Source organism: Actinorhabdospora filicis (assembly GCF_030269765.1).
Classification (GTDB): Bacteria; Actinomycetota; Actinomycetes; order Mycobacteriales; family Micromonosporaceae; genus Actinorhabdospora; species Actinorhabdospora filicis.
In genome coordinates, this window is sequence record NZ_BSTX01000001.1 from 2,412,800 (window position 1) to 2,426,085 (window position 13,286).

Here is a 13,286-nt window from a genome sequence, read left to right on the forward strand (position 1 = left end):
GGGACGCAGACTAGTCGTCGTCGCGGCGTCCGCGCATCCGCCGGACGCGCTTGCGGATGTAGTGGACGGCCGCCAGACCGCCGATGACGATGGGGATCGAGACGGGCCACATGGACGTGTAGGTGAGCACCAGGACCAGCGCCTCGACGCCGATCAGCGAACCGGCGGCGAGGTAGGCGGCGGAGACGCCGAGCTTGAGGCGCTCGGAGACGGTGAAGACGGCACGGTGGACGAACTTGCGCACGGCGGGACTCTTCTCGCTCGAAGGACGGTCGATGGAATCGATCGCCTCGCGAGAACGCCCGCATCGGCGGCGCTCACGCGAAGGCGTGACCGCCGGGCGAGGGCGCGCGGGCGCGCACGGCACCGGGAATCCCCGGGTCAGAGGGCGTGCGGACGCCGGGTGAGCCGGTCCGCGCGACCCGCGGCGGGCCGTGCGCCGGGGCCGCTGCGACGCGCAGCAGGCGATGGACCAGCCACCGCAGCGTCGGGACGACCACCATCGCGCCGGCCACCAGCAGCAGGATCACCAGCGCCGGAAGCGGTTCGACGCGCGAGTTCACGCCGACCGCGAGGAGCAAGACGAGGAAGCGCGCGACCATCGCCGTCTGGACGACCAAGGCGCACCTCCCGTCAGTTCTCCGTATCGACTGTATCGCCGCCCTGGTGCGCGGCCCAGACATAGGTTTCGGGCAGCAACTCGGCGATCGGCACCGACCGCAGGTCCTCGCCCCGGCCCACGATCACCTCCACCCGAGGGAAGTAGTCGAGCAGCACCTGGCGGCACCGCCCGCACGGCGGCACGACCCCGCGCTCGCGGTCCCCGACGGCGACGATGACGTCCAGCTCGTAGATCCCCTGCGAGGCCGCCGCGCCGATCAGCACCAGCTCGGCGCACGGGCCGCCGGTGAAGTGGTACACGTTCACCGCCGTCACGACCCGCCCGTCGGACGCCCGCCCGGCGGCGGCCATGGAGTGGTTGTCGCCGTGAGTGCGGGTGCGCGCGACCTCGGTGGCGGCGGCGATGAGGTCGTGGTCGACGGGCATGGCGGGCCTTTCGGGTGGCGGTGGGTGTCGGGACCATGATCCACGGCGGCGGGTGTACGGGTCGCTCAGCCGGTGACGAAATGCCAGGCGAAGTCCACCAGCTTGCCGAGGACCTCCCCCGGCCTCATCAGCCGCACGACCGGTGAGGCGATCCACGGATGCGCCTGCCGGTGGGTCGCGATGAGCTGCCTCCGGTAGGCGAGCATCACTTCGGTGATGGCATCCCGGTTCGCGAAAGTGGCCTCTGGACCGCCGTCGTCGGTGACGATGATACGCGCGACGTCGAACAGGAAGGTCTTCACCAGCTCCAGGTGACGTTCCCGCTTCTCGTCGAGGGAGATCCCGGCCGTCGCGTCGATCGCGTCGCCCGCGCTCACCATGGTGTCCTCGTAGACCTGCCGCCGCGGTGAGGCGAACCTGGCGATGTTGACGTGATCGAGCTGCCGCGGATCGGCGGCGCCCGTGTAGGCGCCCAGCCGGAAGGTCCGGCCGGGCCGCATCCCGAACGCGGTGCCGGGAACCTGCTCGTCGGCGGTCCCCGCGTTCGCCTCAAGGCCGCGCTCGGCCGGGCTCAGCAGCTTGTCAGCGAGTTCGTGCACCCCGAGTTCGTGGCAGCACAGTCCGACGATCTCGCCGATCGAGGAACCGCGCAGGTACCACTTCTCCAGGGTCACCTGAATGTCTCCGTTGGCGGCGAGTTGCGTGTAGGCCGGGGAGGCCGTCTTGTAGTTGGTCACGGTGAGCAGGAGCTGGAAATTCGGGCCCGGAATGCCCGGTCCCATGCGGGCCAGCACGTCGTGGACCGCGTTCAGCTTGTCCCGGGCCCGCTGCCTCAGCTGCGCCGTGCCCTGCACCGCGGGCACCGCCATGGCCCGCTGGACCGCCGGCCGGCCCAACAGCGACGCGACCGCACGGTTTCCGGCCGCGCGCTGCAGCGCCATGAGCCCGCCGGGTTCGGCCGGTGCCGCCCGTCCGGGCCGGGGCTTGCGCACGGACGTGTCCACAGTCGACTCTAAGTGCCGGATCATTCGCACATGGTAGCGACATTCGGGACGGCGAGGGTGCCCGCGAGGGTGGCCCGATCAGCCTTGTGCCACCCGCTCCACCAGCTTCTCGATCAGCTCCGGCGACTTGTTGAACGCGACCCGGATGCGGGCCGTTTCGGGCGGTTCGGCGTAGAACAGCTCGCCGGGGGCGATGATGATGCCGTGGTCGGCGTAGAGGCGTTCGGCGCAGGCGAAGCCGCTGGCGTCGGGGGCGTCGGCAAGGAAGTAGCAGCCGCCGGCGGGGGTGAAGGTCTTCAGGCCGAGGGTCTGGAAGGCGGTGAGGGCGCGGTCGCGCAGGGAGCGCATGAGCGCGGCCTGGTCCCATGTGGACGGTGTGAGCCCGGCCAAGACGAGGGCGTTCTGCAGGGGCGCGGCGGTGCTGCCGGTGATGGCCTCGTGGACGCGGCGGATGGCGGCGGTCAGCGGTGCGGGGGCGCGGATGTGGCCGATGCGCCAGCCGCTGACGGCGTGGCTCTTGGAGAGGCTGCCGATGGCGACGCAGAGGTCGCGGGCCTCTTCGATGCCGGTGACGGAGGTCCACCGTCCTTCGTGGACGTAGTGGGCGTAGACCTCGTCGGCGAGGAGGGGGATGTCGCGTTCGCGGCAGTGGCGGGCGATCTCGGTGAGTTCGGCGGGGGTGAAGACGTGGCCGGTGGGGTTGTTGGGGGTGTTCACGATGATCGCGCGGGTCGCGGGGGTGAAGGCGGCGGCGAGTTCGGCGGGGTCGTAGGTCCAGTCGGGGGCGTGGAGGCGGACGAAGCGGGGGCGGGCGCCGGAGAGGGCGATCGCGGAGAGGAAGTTGGTGTAGAAGGGCTCGAAGACGATGACCTCGTCGCCGGGCTCGCAGAAGGTGAGCAGGGCGGCGGTGAGGGCTTCGGTGGCGCCGTTGGTGATGGTGACCTCGGTGTCGGGGTCGGTGGGCACGTCATACGAAGCGGCGATGAGGGCGCGGGCGCCGGGGGATCCGGCGGTCTCCTCGTACTGGTGGTCGCCGGAGCGGAGGCGGCCGATGGCGGCCTCGACGAGTTCGGCGGGCGGTTCGGGGTAGCCGGGAAGGCCGATGGAGAGGTCGATGGAGCCGGGGCCGGGGGTGGCGTGGAGGGACTTGCCGAGGCCGAGGGGGATCGCGCGGGCGCGGGCGGCGATGCGGGGGCCGGTCACCGGCACATTGTCCGGACGCCCGTCTCGGCGGCGCTGTCCGTGATCCGACAGCCCTGGTTGAATGGTTCGCATGGCCACGCGACGCGACGACCGGACGCAGGAGAGCCGCCGGCTGCTCATCGACGCCGCGACCCGGCTGTTCGCCGAGCACGGCTACCGGCGCACCAGTTTCGTGGACATCGCCGAGCTGGCGGGCATCAGCCGCGGCTCGATCCCGTGGCATTTCGGGAACAAGCTGGGGTTGCTGGAAGCGGTGGTGGACGCGCAGCTGGACGCCGTGGTCGGCGGGTTCGGCGGGATGGACGCCTCGCTCGACGGCGTCATGGCCTTCGTCCGGCGGCCGGGGGCGCGGTTGTTCATCACGTTGCTGGCCGAGGCCGTCGAGGACGACTCGCCGATCCGGCTGCACTACGCGCGGCTGCACGCGGCGTTGCGGGAGGCGGTCCGGCGGGCCGTGCCGCCGCTGCCGGGGATCCCGGGGGAGGCGTACGCGGCCCTGCTGGTGGGGGCGGTGATCGGGTTGCACGCGCAGTGGCGGGTGGCGCCGGAGGCGGTGGACCTGGACGAGGTCCGCGAGACGATCCGGGCGCTGCTGCCGGGCTAGGACGCGCGGCGGGCGCGGCGGGCGTCCAGCAGGAGCAGCGGGACCGGGATCGCGAAGAGCAGGAAGCCGCCCGGGAAGCCGATGTAGGAGCAGAAGACCGCCCAGGCCGCGAGGGTCCAGCCGACGTAGCGCGGCATGGCCTCGCCTTTGCGGGCGCGGCCGATCGTCAGACAGCCCAGCAGGATCAGCGGGACGGGGAAGCCGCCCGGCCCGGACCAGAAGGCGAGCTCCGACTCGCTCAGGGCCGAGTGGAAGAGCGTCCCGTGCAGGTCGCCGGTGAACCAGCCGGGCCACACGTGGGCGCTGATGGCGAAGCCGATGACGCTGTGGCCGGCACCGATGGCGATGAGTGCCCAGCCGGCCCAGAGGGTGCGGCGGGCGGGTTTCGGGGTGGTGTCGTTCGCGGGGGTGGGCATCGCACGACCTGTCTATGTTGGCCGACATAGGTTCTGTCGGCCAACATAGACGAAGGGGACGGGCGCGCGATATCTCGCCGGTCACAGTGGACCCCGCACAGTGGACGGACTAGCGACGCTCCTCGGGATCGGCTTCGTGGCCCCGGATCAGCGCCTCCGAGCGGTCCCGGTGGGTGAGCGGTTCGGGCTCGGGCGGCGCGTCGTACTCGCGGCCGACGGCCTGATCGAACATGCCGCGCACCTGCGTCACGGCCGCCGGGCCGCTCTGCAGGAGGTCCTTGGCCGCCGCGACGAACACCCCGGCGCCGTCGGCGATGTCGCCGAGCGCGCCCAGGCCGGACACCCCGGCCGCCTCGGCGGCGGCGTCGGTCGGCGTGGGCGCGCCATCGGTCCCGGCGAGGTGGTCGAGAACGGTCTGGACGGTCTCGCCGAACCCGCCGCGTTCTCCCTCAATGGACCGGTCGCCGGTGGAGCCCGCCGGGTTCGGGTCGGTCTCGGCGGTGGAGTCGGCCTCGAAGCGGCCCGTGTACGCGCCGATCGGGGCGTGCTGGGCGAGCTCGGTGCTCTCCACGTGGCGTTCGGCGCGGGTGGAGAAGCCGTCGCCCGGGCCGGGGCCGCCGGGGCCCTCGGGCGGTGGGTTCTCGCCCGTGTCGGACGCCCGGGGCTCGGCCTCGGCGAGGGGCTCGGTCTCCGTGACGGGCTCGGCCTCCCGGGTGGGCTCGGGTTCGGCGTCGGCCGGGTCGCGGGACGGCGGTGCGTCACCGGGTTCGGTGTCCGCGCCGGTCCCGGCGTCGGTGGTGAGCTCGGTGCCGGTCTCGGCCTCCGTCTCGATGCCGGTGCCGGTGTCCGCCTCGTCGCCGGTGGGCTCGGGCGGCTCAAGGGTTTCGGCCGGTTCCCCGGGCGTCTCCAGGCGGCCCTCGGGCTCCCGCGTCACCTCATCGGCGTCCCGCTCGTTGGACCCTTCGAACAAAGGCCCGACCTCATCCCCCGGCAGCTGTCCCTCCTCACGCTCCAGTGGCGCGTACTCCTTGTCCGCGTCCGGCCCGAACACGTCATCGGGACCCGTGGGCGTCTCCGGCTCGCGGTACTTCTCGAAGACCTCGGCCGCCGTCGGCCGCGTGTACCCGTCCGCCTCATGCTCGAACTCCGGCTGGTGCTCCGTGCCGCCCTCGTCGTACTTCTCGAAGACCTCGGCGGCGGTGGGGCGGGAGTACCCGTCCTCGGCGTGCGTCAGTTCCGGCTCGTGCCCTGCTTCCTCGACTCCTGCGTCCTCGGCTCCTGCTTCATCGACTCCTGCTTCATCGACCCCGGCGTCCTCGTACCCGGCGTCGAGGTCGGCGGTGTCCTCCCGCGCCTGCGGTGGGGCGTCGTGGCCGCCCTCGGCGTCCAGATCGGGCGTGTCGGCGGGCGGTGGAGGCGGGGGCGGGACGTCGGTGGTCTCGGCGGGGGTGTCGTGGGCCATCACGTGCTCCAGGGTCCGCGGGTGAAGTGGGCGTTGAGGGCGCGCAGGGCGCCGCCGACCCCGGGGTCGTGGCGGGTCAGTCCGGTGGCGCGTTCGATGCCCGACGGGCTGCGGGTGCCGAAGTCGATCGCCTCGCGCGAGGTGCCCGGCGGTGCCGCCCACGTCGTCTCGGCGAGGGCGCACGGGTCGGCGCCGGTGAGCTGGGCGCGCATGACGGACGCCAGGTGCGCGCCCAGCGGGCCCGGCCGGTCCAGCAAGGTGCGGCGGGCGGCGAGGGCGTCCTCGACGGCGTGGGCGATGGCGCACGAGGTGCGCGGGTCGGCCGCGAGTTCGGCCAGCATCGCCGGGCCCGGCAGGGGTGTGGGCCGTGGGGTGAGGTGCGCGCGCAGCATGTGCTCGGCCCAGGCGGTGACGCGCGGGTCGGCGACCAGGCGGCGGGCGAGGGTGATGTCGCGCAGGGTGCAGGCGCATCCGGTGGCGCAGCCCGCCGGGCGGCCGGGGACGAGCGCGTCCGGGGGCACGTGGGCGGTGCCGGACAGCTCGGAGGCCGAGCCGTCGGGCATCTGCACCAGGATCGGCCGGTCCATGCCGTCGGCGAAGACGGCCGCGCGGCCGGGGGACAGCGAGACCACGTACTCCGACTGCTCGGGCGTCAGGTTCATGGTCGCGCCGACGGCGAGGCGGTCCTCCTCGGCGGGCAGGCGGTGCAGGAATTTGACCGCGGTGTTCTTGATGACGTCGGGCACGAGCTTGGCGGGGATCTGGTCGGCGACCACGAGTCCCTCGCCGTAGGCGCGGACCTCGGCGAGCATGTCGGCGAACATCTCCACCGCGCGGGCCGCCGCGCCGCCGCCCTCGGGTTTGCGCAGCAGGCGGTGCGCCTCCTCGATGACGGTGAGGTGGCGCAGGACGCCGCGCGGCGCGGGGTTCATCCGCAGGTGCTCGATGAGCCTGATGAGCACGGTGCCCATCAGGAAGGCCTTGTCGCGGTCGTCGCCGATGTCCTCCAGCTCGATGACCACGTTGTGGCGCAGCAGCTCGCCGAAGTCGATGGCGTGCCCGCCGTCCAGGAACCGCCCGGCGGTACCCAGACGCAGCGAGGACAGCCGGACCTTGATGAAGCCGCGGACGTTGTCGCTGATCTCCTTGCCGTAGCCGAGGGTCTGGACGACGGCGTCGGCGGCGGACTGGAGGTCGCCCAGGTCCGGCCAGCGCGGCGAGGCGCCGACCCGCAGGGGCTCCGACAGCACCATGTCGAAGGTGGACTCGTAGACGCGGGCCAGCGCGGCGGCCAGGACCTGCGGGAAGGGCTCGTCGCCGTCGAAGGTGGCCAGGAACAGCGCCTTGAGCAGGTCGGCGTGGGTCTGCAAGGGGAAGCCGGGTTCGGGTTCGAGCGGGTTGAGCCCGGCGGGGATGCTCGCCAGGTCGCCCGGGCGCACGACGAGCACGTCGTCGTCCACCCGGGCGGCCATGGCCCGGTACTCGGCCTTGGCGGGCTCGATGACCAGCCAGGTGAGTCCGGCGCCGGTGGCCTGTTCCAGAAGGTGCCTGGTCGTCTGGGACTTGCCGCCGCCGGTGGCGCCGGTGACGAAGGCGTGCCGGTTGAGGGAGCCGAAGGGCAGCCGCAGCGCCTCGCCCGGGGAGAGGGCGGCGTCCAGAACCGCGCCGACGTCGACGCCCTCGCGGCCGCGCGTCTCGGGCGTCACGTCGAACATGGGCGGGGTGACCAGCCGGACGCCGGGCACCTCGATCGCGGGGACGGCGGCCAGCGCGGCCAGCAGCTCCGAGGTCGCCACGGCGGGGGACGCCGTGGACGAGGGCCGCAGCGCGTAGGGCAGTCCGGCGAGGTCGGTGGACACCGCCAGCAGCCCGGCGACCTGCGCCGACTCCACGGTGGACGCCGCTCCGGCCGACACCCGCAGCTCCCACATCCCGGCGGCCCCGGCGGTGCTCAGCTGGCGGTGCAGGGCCTCTTCGCGTTCGGCGGCCAGGACCGCGTCGGCCATGGTGGTGTTGGCGCGGGCCGAGCGCAGCCGGTTCTGCGCGCCCGCCGCCAGTTCGTCCACGGTGGACGGTGCGACCGGAGTGGCGGTGACGTACCAGGCGAAGGGGCCCGTCCAGGCCGACAGGAGCCCGAGGTGCAGGTCGGGGGCGGCCTGCTCGGGTGCCGCGCCGGGCACGACGCCGAGCTGCTCGGTGACGATCTCCAGGTGCGTCCAGGCGGGGACGACGCCGAAGAAGGCGTTCAGGTCGGCCTTGCGCCCGGCCGCGCCCGGCGGGTAGGACACGCGCACGCCCTCGTCCGCGGGCGTGCTCTCGACGCCGGAGATGATGACGTCCACGTCGCCGCCGGGCCGCATCCGCCGCCAGCCCAGGGTGAAGGCCTCGCCCGTGGCCAGCGCGCGGTGGTAGGCGGCGACCACGGCGGCCAGGCGCATCGAGCGTCCGGCGCGGACGTCCCCGGGTCCGGCGGCCAGGCGCGGGATCGTCGTGAGGACGACCGCCGTCACCGGCCCACCACCTGATAGGGACCGGTCTGCGGCTCGGCGGGCGGCGGCAGCGCGGGCCGGACCGGCTGGGGCGGCACCTCCACCGGCGTGGTCGAGGAGCGCGGGAGGGCGACGGTCTGCGGGCTGGTGTCCACGCGCTGGACGCGCGCGCCCTGCCCGCCGCCGCCCTGCACGAGGTACATCGCCTCCTCGGCCATCTGGTGCTGGAGGACGACGGGTTCCACCCGGTACTCGTGGACGCGCTGCTGCCCCCAGGCGATGCTGTGAGTGGTGCCCTTGGAGGTGCCCTCGGTCCGGGTGGTGCCGGTGGTGGTGCTGCGGCTGCCGCCCACGCTCCAGTTGGAGTCGCTGCTGCCGGAGGAGCCGGAGCTGCCCGAGCTGTCGGTGACGGTGGTGCTCTCCGAGTGCGCGACGCTACTGGAGGTGCCCTCGTTCGTGCCGTGCGTCTCGGTGACGCTGTGGTCGACGAACTTGAACTCCTTGCCGATGTACTGGGCGGCCTGCTCGGCCTCCTGGTGGTTGCCCAGGCGCATGAACCCGACGGTGCCGCCGCCGATGACGCGCAGGGCGTCGTCACGGAGGTTGCGGAACAGCAGGACCAGGCGCAGCCTCTGGTCCCGGGCGCAGATGTCGGTCAGGTGCTCCAGGTGCCGGGAGGCCAGCCGGTCGGCCCCGGCGATGATGACGGTACCGCCGGCGCCGGTGGTCAGCCGGTGCGTCGTCCAATGCAGAAGGAGGTCGGCCAGCAGATCGGCGGTGACCGAGGCGCCGGTGTCGGCCAGCACGAAGCAGTCGAGGTGGTGGCCGCCGGACGAGGTCTCGCGCTGCTCGCCGAGGCGGGCGAGGGGGTAGAGGACGGCCTCCATCTCACGCAGCTCGTCGAGCGCACTGGCCACATAGGAGTCGTAGAGAAGCTGGCCGAGCCGGTTCTCCTCCTCGGCCGACAACCGTTGCGGGCGCGCGGGATCGCGCATGGCCACCCGCAGGGCCTCCAGGAGGCGGCCCATGGTGATGTCGCCACCGAGGGCCTCGGTGATGGAGCTGAGGACCCGGTGCGCCTTGAGCTTCTGGTTGCGGTGATCGCTTTCGGCGCCGAAGGTGGACTCCACCAGCGCGGCCACGATCTGCTCGGCGGTGAGCCCGGACAGCAGGTCGGCGGCGTGCAGCTCGGCGGGCAGGACACTGCGGCGGACCTTCGCGCCGGCCGCGGCCGTCCAGCGGCACAGGTCCTCGGCGACCTGGGCGCGGCTGAAGTCCAGCAGCACCACCGGGGAGCGCGTGGCCACGGCCGAGGCGCCGTAGGTGGTCAGCAGCGAGCTCCAGCCGCGGTTGCCGCCGCCGTAGACGTCCAGGCGGCGGGTGGCGGCGGGGACGCCGATCGCGTACCACTCCGGCAGCGCGTCGATCCGGGCCTGCTCATCGCCGATGAAGCGGTGCCGGTCGGACTCCCAGCGCAGCACGGCGGCCTCGTACTCGCGCCGCTGCGCGTCCGCCCGGCTCTTCTCGCCACCGCGGCGCACGATCATGAACACGCCCAGGGCGACCCCGAGGACGGCGATGACGATGCCGATGATGACGCCGAGATTGCCGACGCCGGTGGCGGTGTCGTTGGCGGCGCCACAGATCAGCATGATGATCATGACGATGACGCCGAGGATCACCACGGCCAGCCCGCCGCCGCCGATCAGGCCGACCGCGCCGAGGATCGCGCCGATCTCGGTGACCTTCGGCGGTTTCGGCTCCTGCGGCCTGGGATCGGGGAACGAGCGGCGCTGCAGCTCGGGATCGGCGTAGGCCCAGCCGAGGCGCTCGCCCGGATCGAACAGGCGCATGGCGGGACCGATGTCGCTCGGCACGTGTGCTTCCCCTCAGACGGAACCTCGCGCGGGTGTGGGCTCACCGCGCGCCGGGAACAGGGAAGCCGCCCGGGAGGCGTCTGACAAGGGCGCTCGGACGGCGTCGGACGGCGGGTCTGGCCGGGGATTGCTATCGTCGGTCGCCGCGCGACGGCGAAAGGGGGAGCCGTGTCCGACCCGTCCACAGTGCACAGCAGGCTGGGCCTGGCGACGGCCCTTCGGGAGCTGAAGGAACGCGCCGGGCTGTCCTTCAGCGCGCTCACCCAGGCCACCGGCCTCAAACGCGCCACCCTCGCCGAGGCCGCCAACCCGCGCGGCGAGCACGTCCCGTCCTGGCCGACCGTGCGGGCCCTGGTGACCGCGTGCGCGCCGGAAGCCGACACCGAGGCCTGGTACCGGGCCTGGCGGCGGGCGGCGCGGCCGGGACCGGCGCGCGTCCCGCGCCAGTTGCCGCCGCCCGACCCGGCGTTCACCGGCCGGGCCCGGGCACTGTCCGAACTCGACGGACTGCTGCGCCGCCGCCGGATCGTCGTGGTCTCGGCCCTCATCGGTGGTGGCGGTGTCGGGAAGACCGCGCTGGCCCTGCGCTGGGCCGACACCATCGCCGCCCGCTTTCCCGACGGGCAGCTGTACGTGGACCTGCAGGGCTTCGACACCGGCGAGCCGCTGGCCCCGGCGACGGTCCTCGGCGAGTTCCTGCTGGCCTTCGGGGAACCCGAGGGCGCGATCCCGGAAACCCTTGCCGGGCGCCAGGACCGCTTCCGGGATCTGCTGGCCGACCGGCGCGTCCTGGTGCTGCTGGACAACGCCGCCGGGGTCGAGCAGGTGCGGGCGCTGCTGCCGGAGTCCGATACCTGCCTGGTGCTGGTCACCAGCCGCGACAGCCTCACCGGGCTGATCGCCCGTGATGGCGCGCACCGCCTGGATGTGGAGCCGATGGACGAGGGCGAGGCGCTGGACCTGCTGCGGCGGCTGCTCGGCGCGGAGCGGACGTCCGATGTGGACAGCGCGCGGCGGATCGTGGACCGCTGCGCGCGGCTGCCGCTGGCGCTGCGGCTGGCCGCCGGGCACGCCGCCGAGCGTCCCGGGCGGTCCCTCGCCGAGATCGCCGATGAGCTCGACCCGCTGGAGACCGGCGTCCGGCCGGTGTTCTCGTGGTCGTACCGGCATCTGCCGGCGGGTGCCGCGCGGCTGTTCCGGCTGATGGGCGCGCATCCGGGGCGGCACCTGGACATCGCGGGCCTGACCGCGCTGCTCGGCGGTCCCGCCGAGGAGCACGCCGGGGTCCTGCTGGCCGCGCACCTGCTGGAGGAGGCGGGCTCGGCCGGTTTCGGGATGCACGACCTGCTGCGGGTGTACGCCGCCGAACTGGCCGCCGCCGACGCCGAGCGCGAACCGGCGCTGACCCGGCTGTTCGACCACTTCGCGCACACCGCGGCCCACGCCAAGGACTGCTTCGCGCCCTGGGACAAGCCCCGCTCGCGGGCCATGCCCGGCGACGACCGGTACGCGATCGTGTTCACCGAGCCGCACGCGGCCACCGCGTGGACCGACCGGAACCTCGGCGAGCTGACCGCGGTGGCCGTCCACGCCGCCCGGGAGGGCTGGCCCGGGCACGCGATGTCGCTGTCCAGCCTGCTGTGGCGGCACTTCTACCAGCGCTGCCGCTGGGAGGACGGACTGGCCGTGCACTCCGCCGCCGCCGAGGCCGCCCACCGGCTGGATGACACGAGTGGTGAGGGCGCGGCGATCTTCCGCGTCGGCGACGTGCACTGGCGCCGGGGCGAGCTGGATCCGGCGCGCTCGTTCTTCGAGCGCTCCCTGGAGCTGAAGCGGGACGCCGGCGACCGCACCGGGCAGGCGCACGCCCTGGGCGCGCTCGGGTTCGTCGCGCTGCTGGCCGGGCGTCCCCGCGAGGCGGTGCCGCTTTACCTGGAGGCGCTGGACCTGGCGATCGAGCTGGGCAACGAGGACACGCGCGGGGTGAACCTGCTGAACCTCGGCGAGGCGCACCTGCTGCTGGGCGAGTACGTCCCGGCGCACGGGCGTCTTCAGGAGGCGATGACGCTGTACAAGGCGACCGGGCACCGGGATACCGGTGCCTGGGCGCATCTGACCCTGTCGCAGCTGTGGGGGCGGCTCGGCGAGACCGACCGGGCCGCCCGGCACGCCCGCGAGTCCCGGGCCCTGGCGGAAGGGCTCGGTGACAAGCTGCTGTCGGCGCGGGTGACCGCGCAGGTCGGGACGCTCATGGTCGCCACGGGTGAAGCGGCCAAGGCGGTGGACCATCTGCGCCGGGCGCTGGAGGAGCAGCGCCGCATCGGCGACCGGGCCGGGGAGGCGCTGACCCGGCGGTCGCTGGCGGCGGCGCACCGGCGGCTTGGGCGAGGTGGGGAGGCGCTGGCGCAGGCCCTGAGGTCCTTGGAGGTGCTGGAACGCACCGGGAACCGCGGCGAGGAGCCGGAGAGCCACAACGCGATCGGGCTGGCGCTGTCCGCGCTCGGGCGGGATGAGGAGGCGGTGGAGCACCACCGGGCGGCCCTGTCGGGCGCGGAGGCCGCCGGGCTGCCCGCCGCGCAGGTGGTGGCGGCGCGGCGGCTGGCGGTGCTGTCGCCGTCCGACGTGGCGGAGTGCCGGGCGCGGGTGGAGGAGCTGGCGTCCGCCGCCCGCGAGGCCCGGGCGGTGTTGCTATGAGTTCTGCGCCAGCGCGCCCGTCACGTACTCCATCGCGCGGGTGAAGGCCGGATCGGACAGGCGGCGGGTGAGCTCGTCGGCGTCCACGTCCTCGATGTGCGTCTGGATCCACCACAGGTTCCCGAACGGGTCGCGGACCCGGCCGACCTCGTCGCCGAAGAAGAGGTGGGTGACCTCGGTGACCGAGGTCGCGCCCGCCGCGACGGCGCGCGCGTGGGCCGCGCGGGCGTCCGGGACGTAGAGGCGCAGGAAGGAAGGGGTGGCCTCCCAGCCGGGCGGGCTGTCGAAGGCCATCAGGTGGGCGTCGCCGATCTTGAGCTCGGCGTGGCCGATGCGGCCGTCGGCGTTGGTGAAGCGGCCCAGGTCCTCGGCGCCGAACGCGCGCTGGAGGAAGTCGATGAGCCCGGCGGTGTCGTCGCCGATGATCCAGGGGGTGATCGTGGTGTAGCCGGCGGGGATGGGGGCGACTGTTTCGGTCATGGATTCAGCT

12 protein-coding genes are annotated in these 13,286 nt (G+C 73.6%); 2 read left to right on the plus strand and 10 right to left on the minus strand.

Annotated elements, in window-relative coordinates:
* Positions 1-10: 10 nt before the first annotated feature.
* From QSK10_RS11375 to QSK10_RS11395, 5 genes are all read right to left on the minus strand, one after another.
* The gene (locus tag QSK10_RS11375) at positions 11-244 is read right to left on the minus strand and encodes a hypothetical protein (protein WP_285662607.1); all 234 of its coding nucleotides are present in this window, start codon (positions 242-244) and stop codon (positions 11-13) included.
* A 73-nt stretch (positions 245-317) separates the two neighbouring features.
* Positions 318-620: a hypothetical protein gene (locus QSK10_RS11380; protein WP_285662608.1), complete on the minus strand. Its 303-nt coding sequence runs from the start codon at positions 618-620 to the stop codon at positions 318-320.
* Between the two features lie 13 nt (positions 621-633).
* Complete coding sequence (locus tag QSK10_RS11385) at positions 634-1,047, minus strand: cytidine deaminase family protein (protein WP_285662609.1); 414 nt, start codon at positions 1,045-1,047, stop codon at positions 634-636.
* A gap of 65 nt (positions 1,048-1,112) precedes the next feature.
* On the minus strand, positions 1,113-1,988 hold the full coding sequence (locus QSK10_RS11390; protein WP_285662610.1) for a hypothetical protein: 876 nt from the start codon (positions 1,986-1,988) through the stop codon (positions 1,113-1,115).
* 141 nt (positions 1,989-2,129) lie between these two features.
* The gene (locus QSK10_RS11395) at positions 2,130-3,254 is read right to left on the minus strand and encodes a pyridoxal phosphate-dependent aminotransferase (protein ID WP_285662611.1); all 1,125 of its coding nucleotides are present in this window, start codon (positions 3,252-3,254) and stop codon (positions 2,130-2,132) included.
* 70 nt (positions 3,255-3,324) lie between these two features.
* On the opposite strand from QSK10_RS11395, the gene QSK10_RS11400 reads away from it, so the two are divergent.
* Positions 3,325-3,858, plus strand: coding sequence for a TetR family transcriptional regulator (locus tag QSK10_RS11400; RefSeq protein WP_285662612.1), 534 nt, complete (start codon positions 3,325-3,327; stop codon positions 3,856-3,858).
* Here the strand turns inward: QSK10_RS11400 and QSK10_RS11405 are convergent.
* From QSK10_RS11405 to QSK10_RS11420, 4 genes are all read right to left on the minus strand, one after another.
* On the minus strand, positions 3,855-4,274 hold the full coding sequence (locus QSK10_RS11405) for a DUF6463 family protein (protein WP_285662613.1): 420 nt from the start codon (positions 4,272-4,274) through the stop codon (positions 3,855-3,857). The two genes, QSK10_RS11400 and QSK10_RS11405, sit on opposite strands and share 4 nt — an antisense overlap.
* Before the next feature lie 109 nt (positions 4,275-4,383).
* Complete coding sequence (locus QSK10_RS11410; RefSeq protein WP_285662614.1) at positions 4,384-5,736, minus strand: hypothetical protein; 1,353 nt, start codon at positions 5,734-5,736, stop codon at positions 4,384-4,386.
* Positions 5,736-8,246 (minus strand): ATP-binding protein, encoded by a 2,511-nt coding sequence (locus tag QSK10_RS11415; protein ID WP_285662615.1) that lies wholly within the window; start codon positions 8,244-8,246, stop codon positions 5,736-5,738. The genes QSK10_RS11410 and QSK10_RS11415 overlap by 1 nt, the downstream gene beginning before the upstream one ends.
* Positions 8,243-10,102, minus strand: coding sequence for a hypothetical protein (locus QSK10_RS11420; RefSeq protein WP_285662616.1), 1,860 nt, complete (start codon positions 10,100-10,102; stop codon positions 8,243-8,245). Before QSK10_RS11420 ends, QSK10_RS11415 begins: the two co-directional genes overlap by 4 nt.
* Positions 10,103-10,270: 168 nt before the next feature.
* Between QSK10_RS11420 and QSK10_RS11425 the strand changes: the two genes are divergently transcribed.
* Positions 10,271-12,796 carry an ATP-binding protein gene (locus QSK10_RS11425; protein WP_285662617.1) on the plus strand — a complete coding sequence of 842 codons (2,526 nt, stop codon included), beginning with the start codon at positions 10,271-10,273 and terminating at the stop codon, positions 12,794-12,796.
* Here the strand turns inward: QSK10_RS11425 and QSK10_RS11430 are convergent.
* Entirely contained in the window at positions 12,791-13,276 is a 486-nt protein-coding gene (locus QSK10_RS11430) for a VOC family protein (protein WP_285662618.1), read from the minus strand. The two genes, QSK10_RS11425 and QSK10_RS11430, sit on opposite strands and share 6 nt — an antisense overlap.
* Positions 13,277-13,286 lie beyond the last annotated feature (10 nt).

Bases quoted from the DNA above. Each gene is read 5' to 3' on its own strand.
- QSK10_RS11405 (WP_285662613.1), bottom strand. From the start codon at position 4,274: ATGCCCACCCCCGCGAACGACACCACCCCGAAACCCGCCCGCCGCACC.
- QSK10_RS11430 (WP_285662618.1), bottom strand. From the start codon at position 13,276: ATGACCGAAACAGTCGCCCCCATCCCCGCCGGCTACACCACGATCACC.
- QSK10_RS11385 (WP_285662609.1), bottom strand. From the start codon at position 1,047: ATGCCCGTCGACCACGACCTCATCGCCGCCGCCACCGAGGTCGCGCGC.
- QSK10_RS11400 (WP_285662612.1), top strand. From the start codon at position 3,325: ATGGCCACGCGACGCGACGACCGGACGCAGGAGAGCCGCCGGCTGCTC.
- QSK10_RS11390 (WP_285662610.1), bottom strand. From the start codon at position 1,988: ATGGCGCTGCAGCGCGCGGCCGGAAACCGTGCGGTCGCGTCGCTGTTG.
- QSK10_RS11410 (WP_285662614.1), bottom strand. From the start codon at position 5,736: ATGGCCCACGACACCCCCGCCGAGACCACCGACGTCCCGCCCCCGCCT.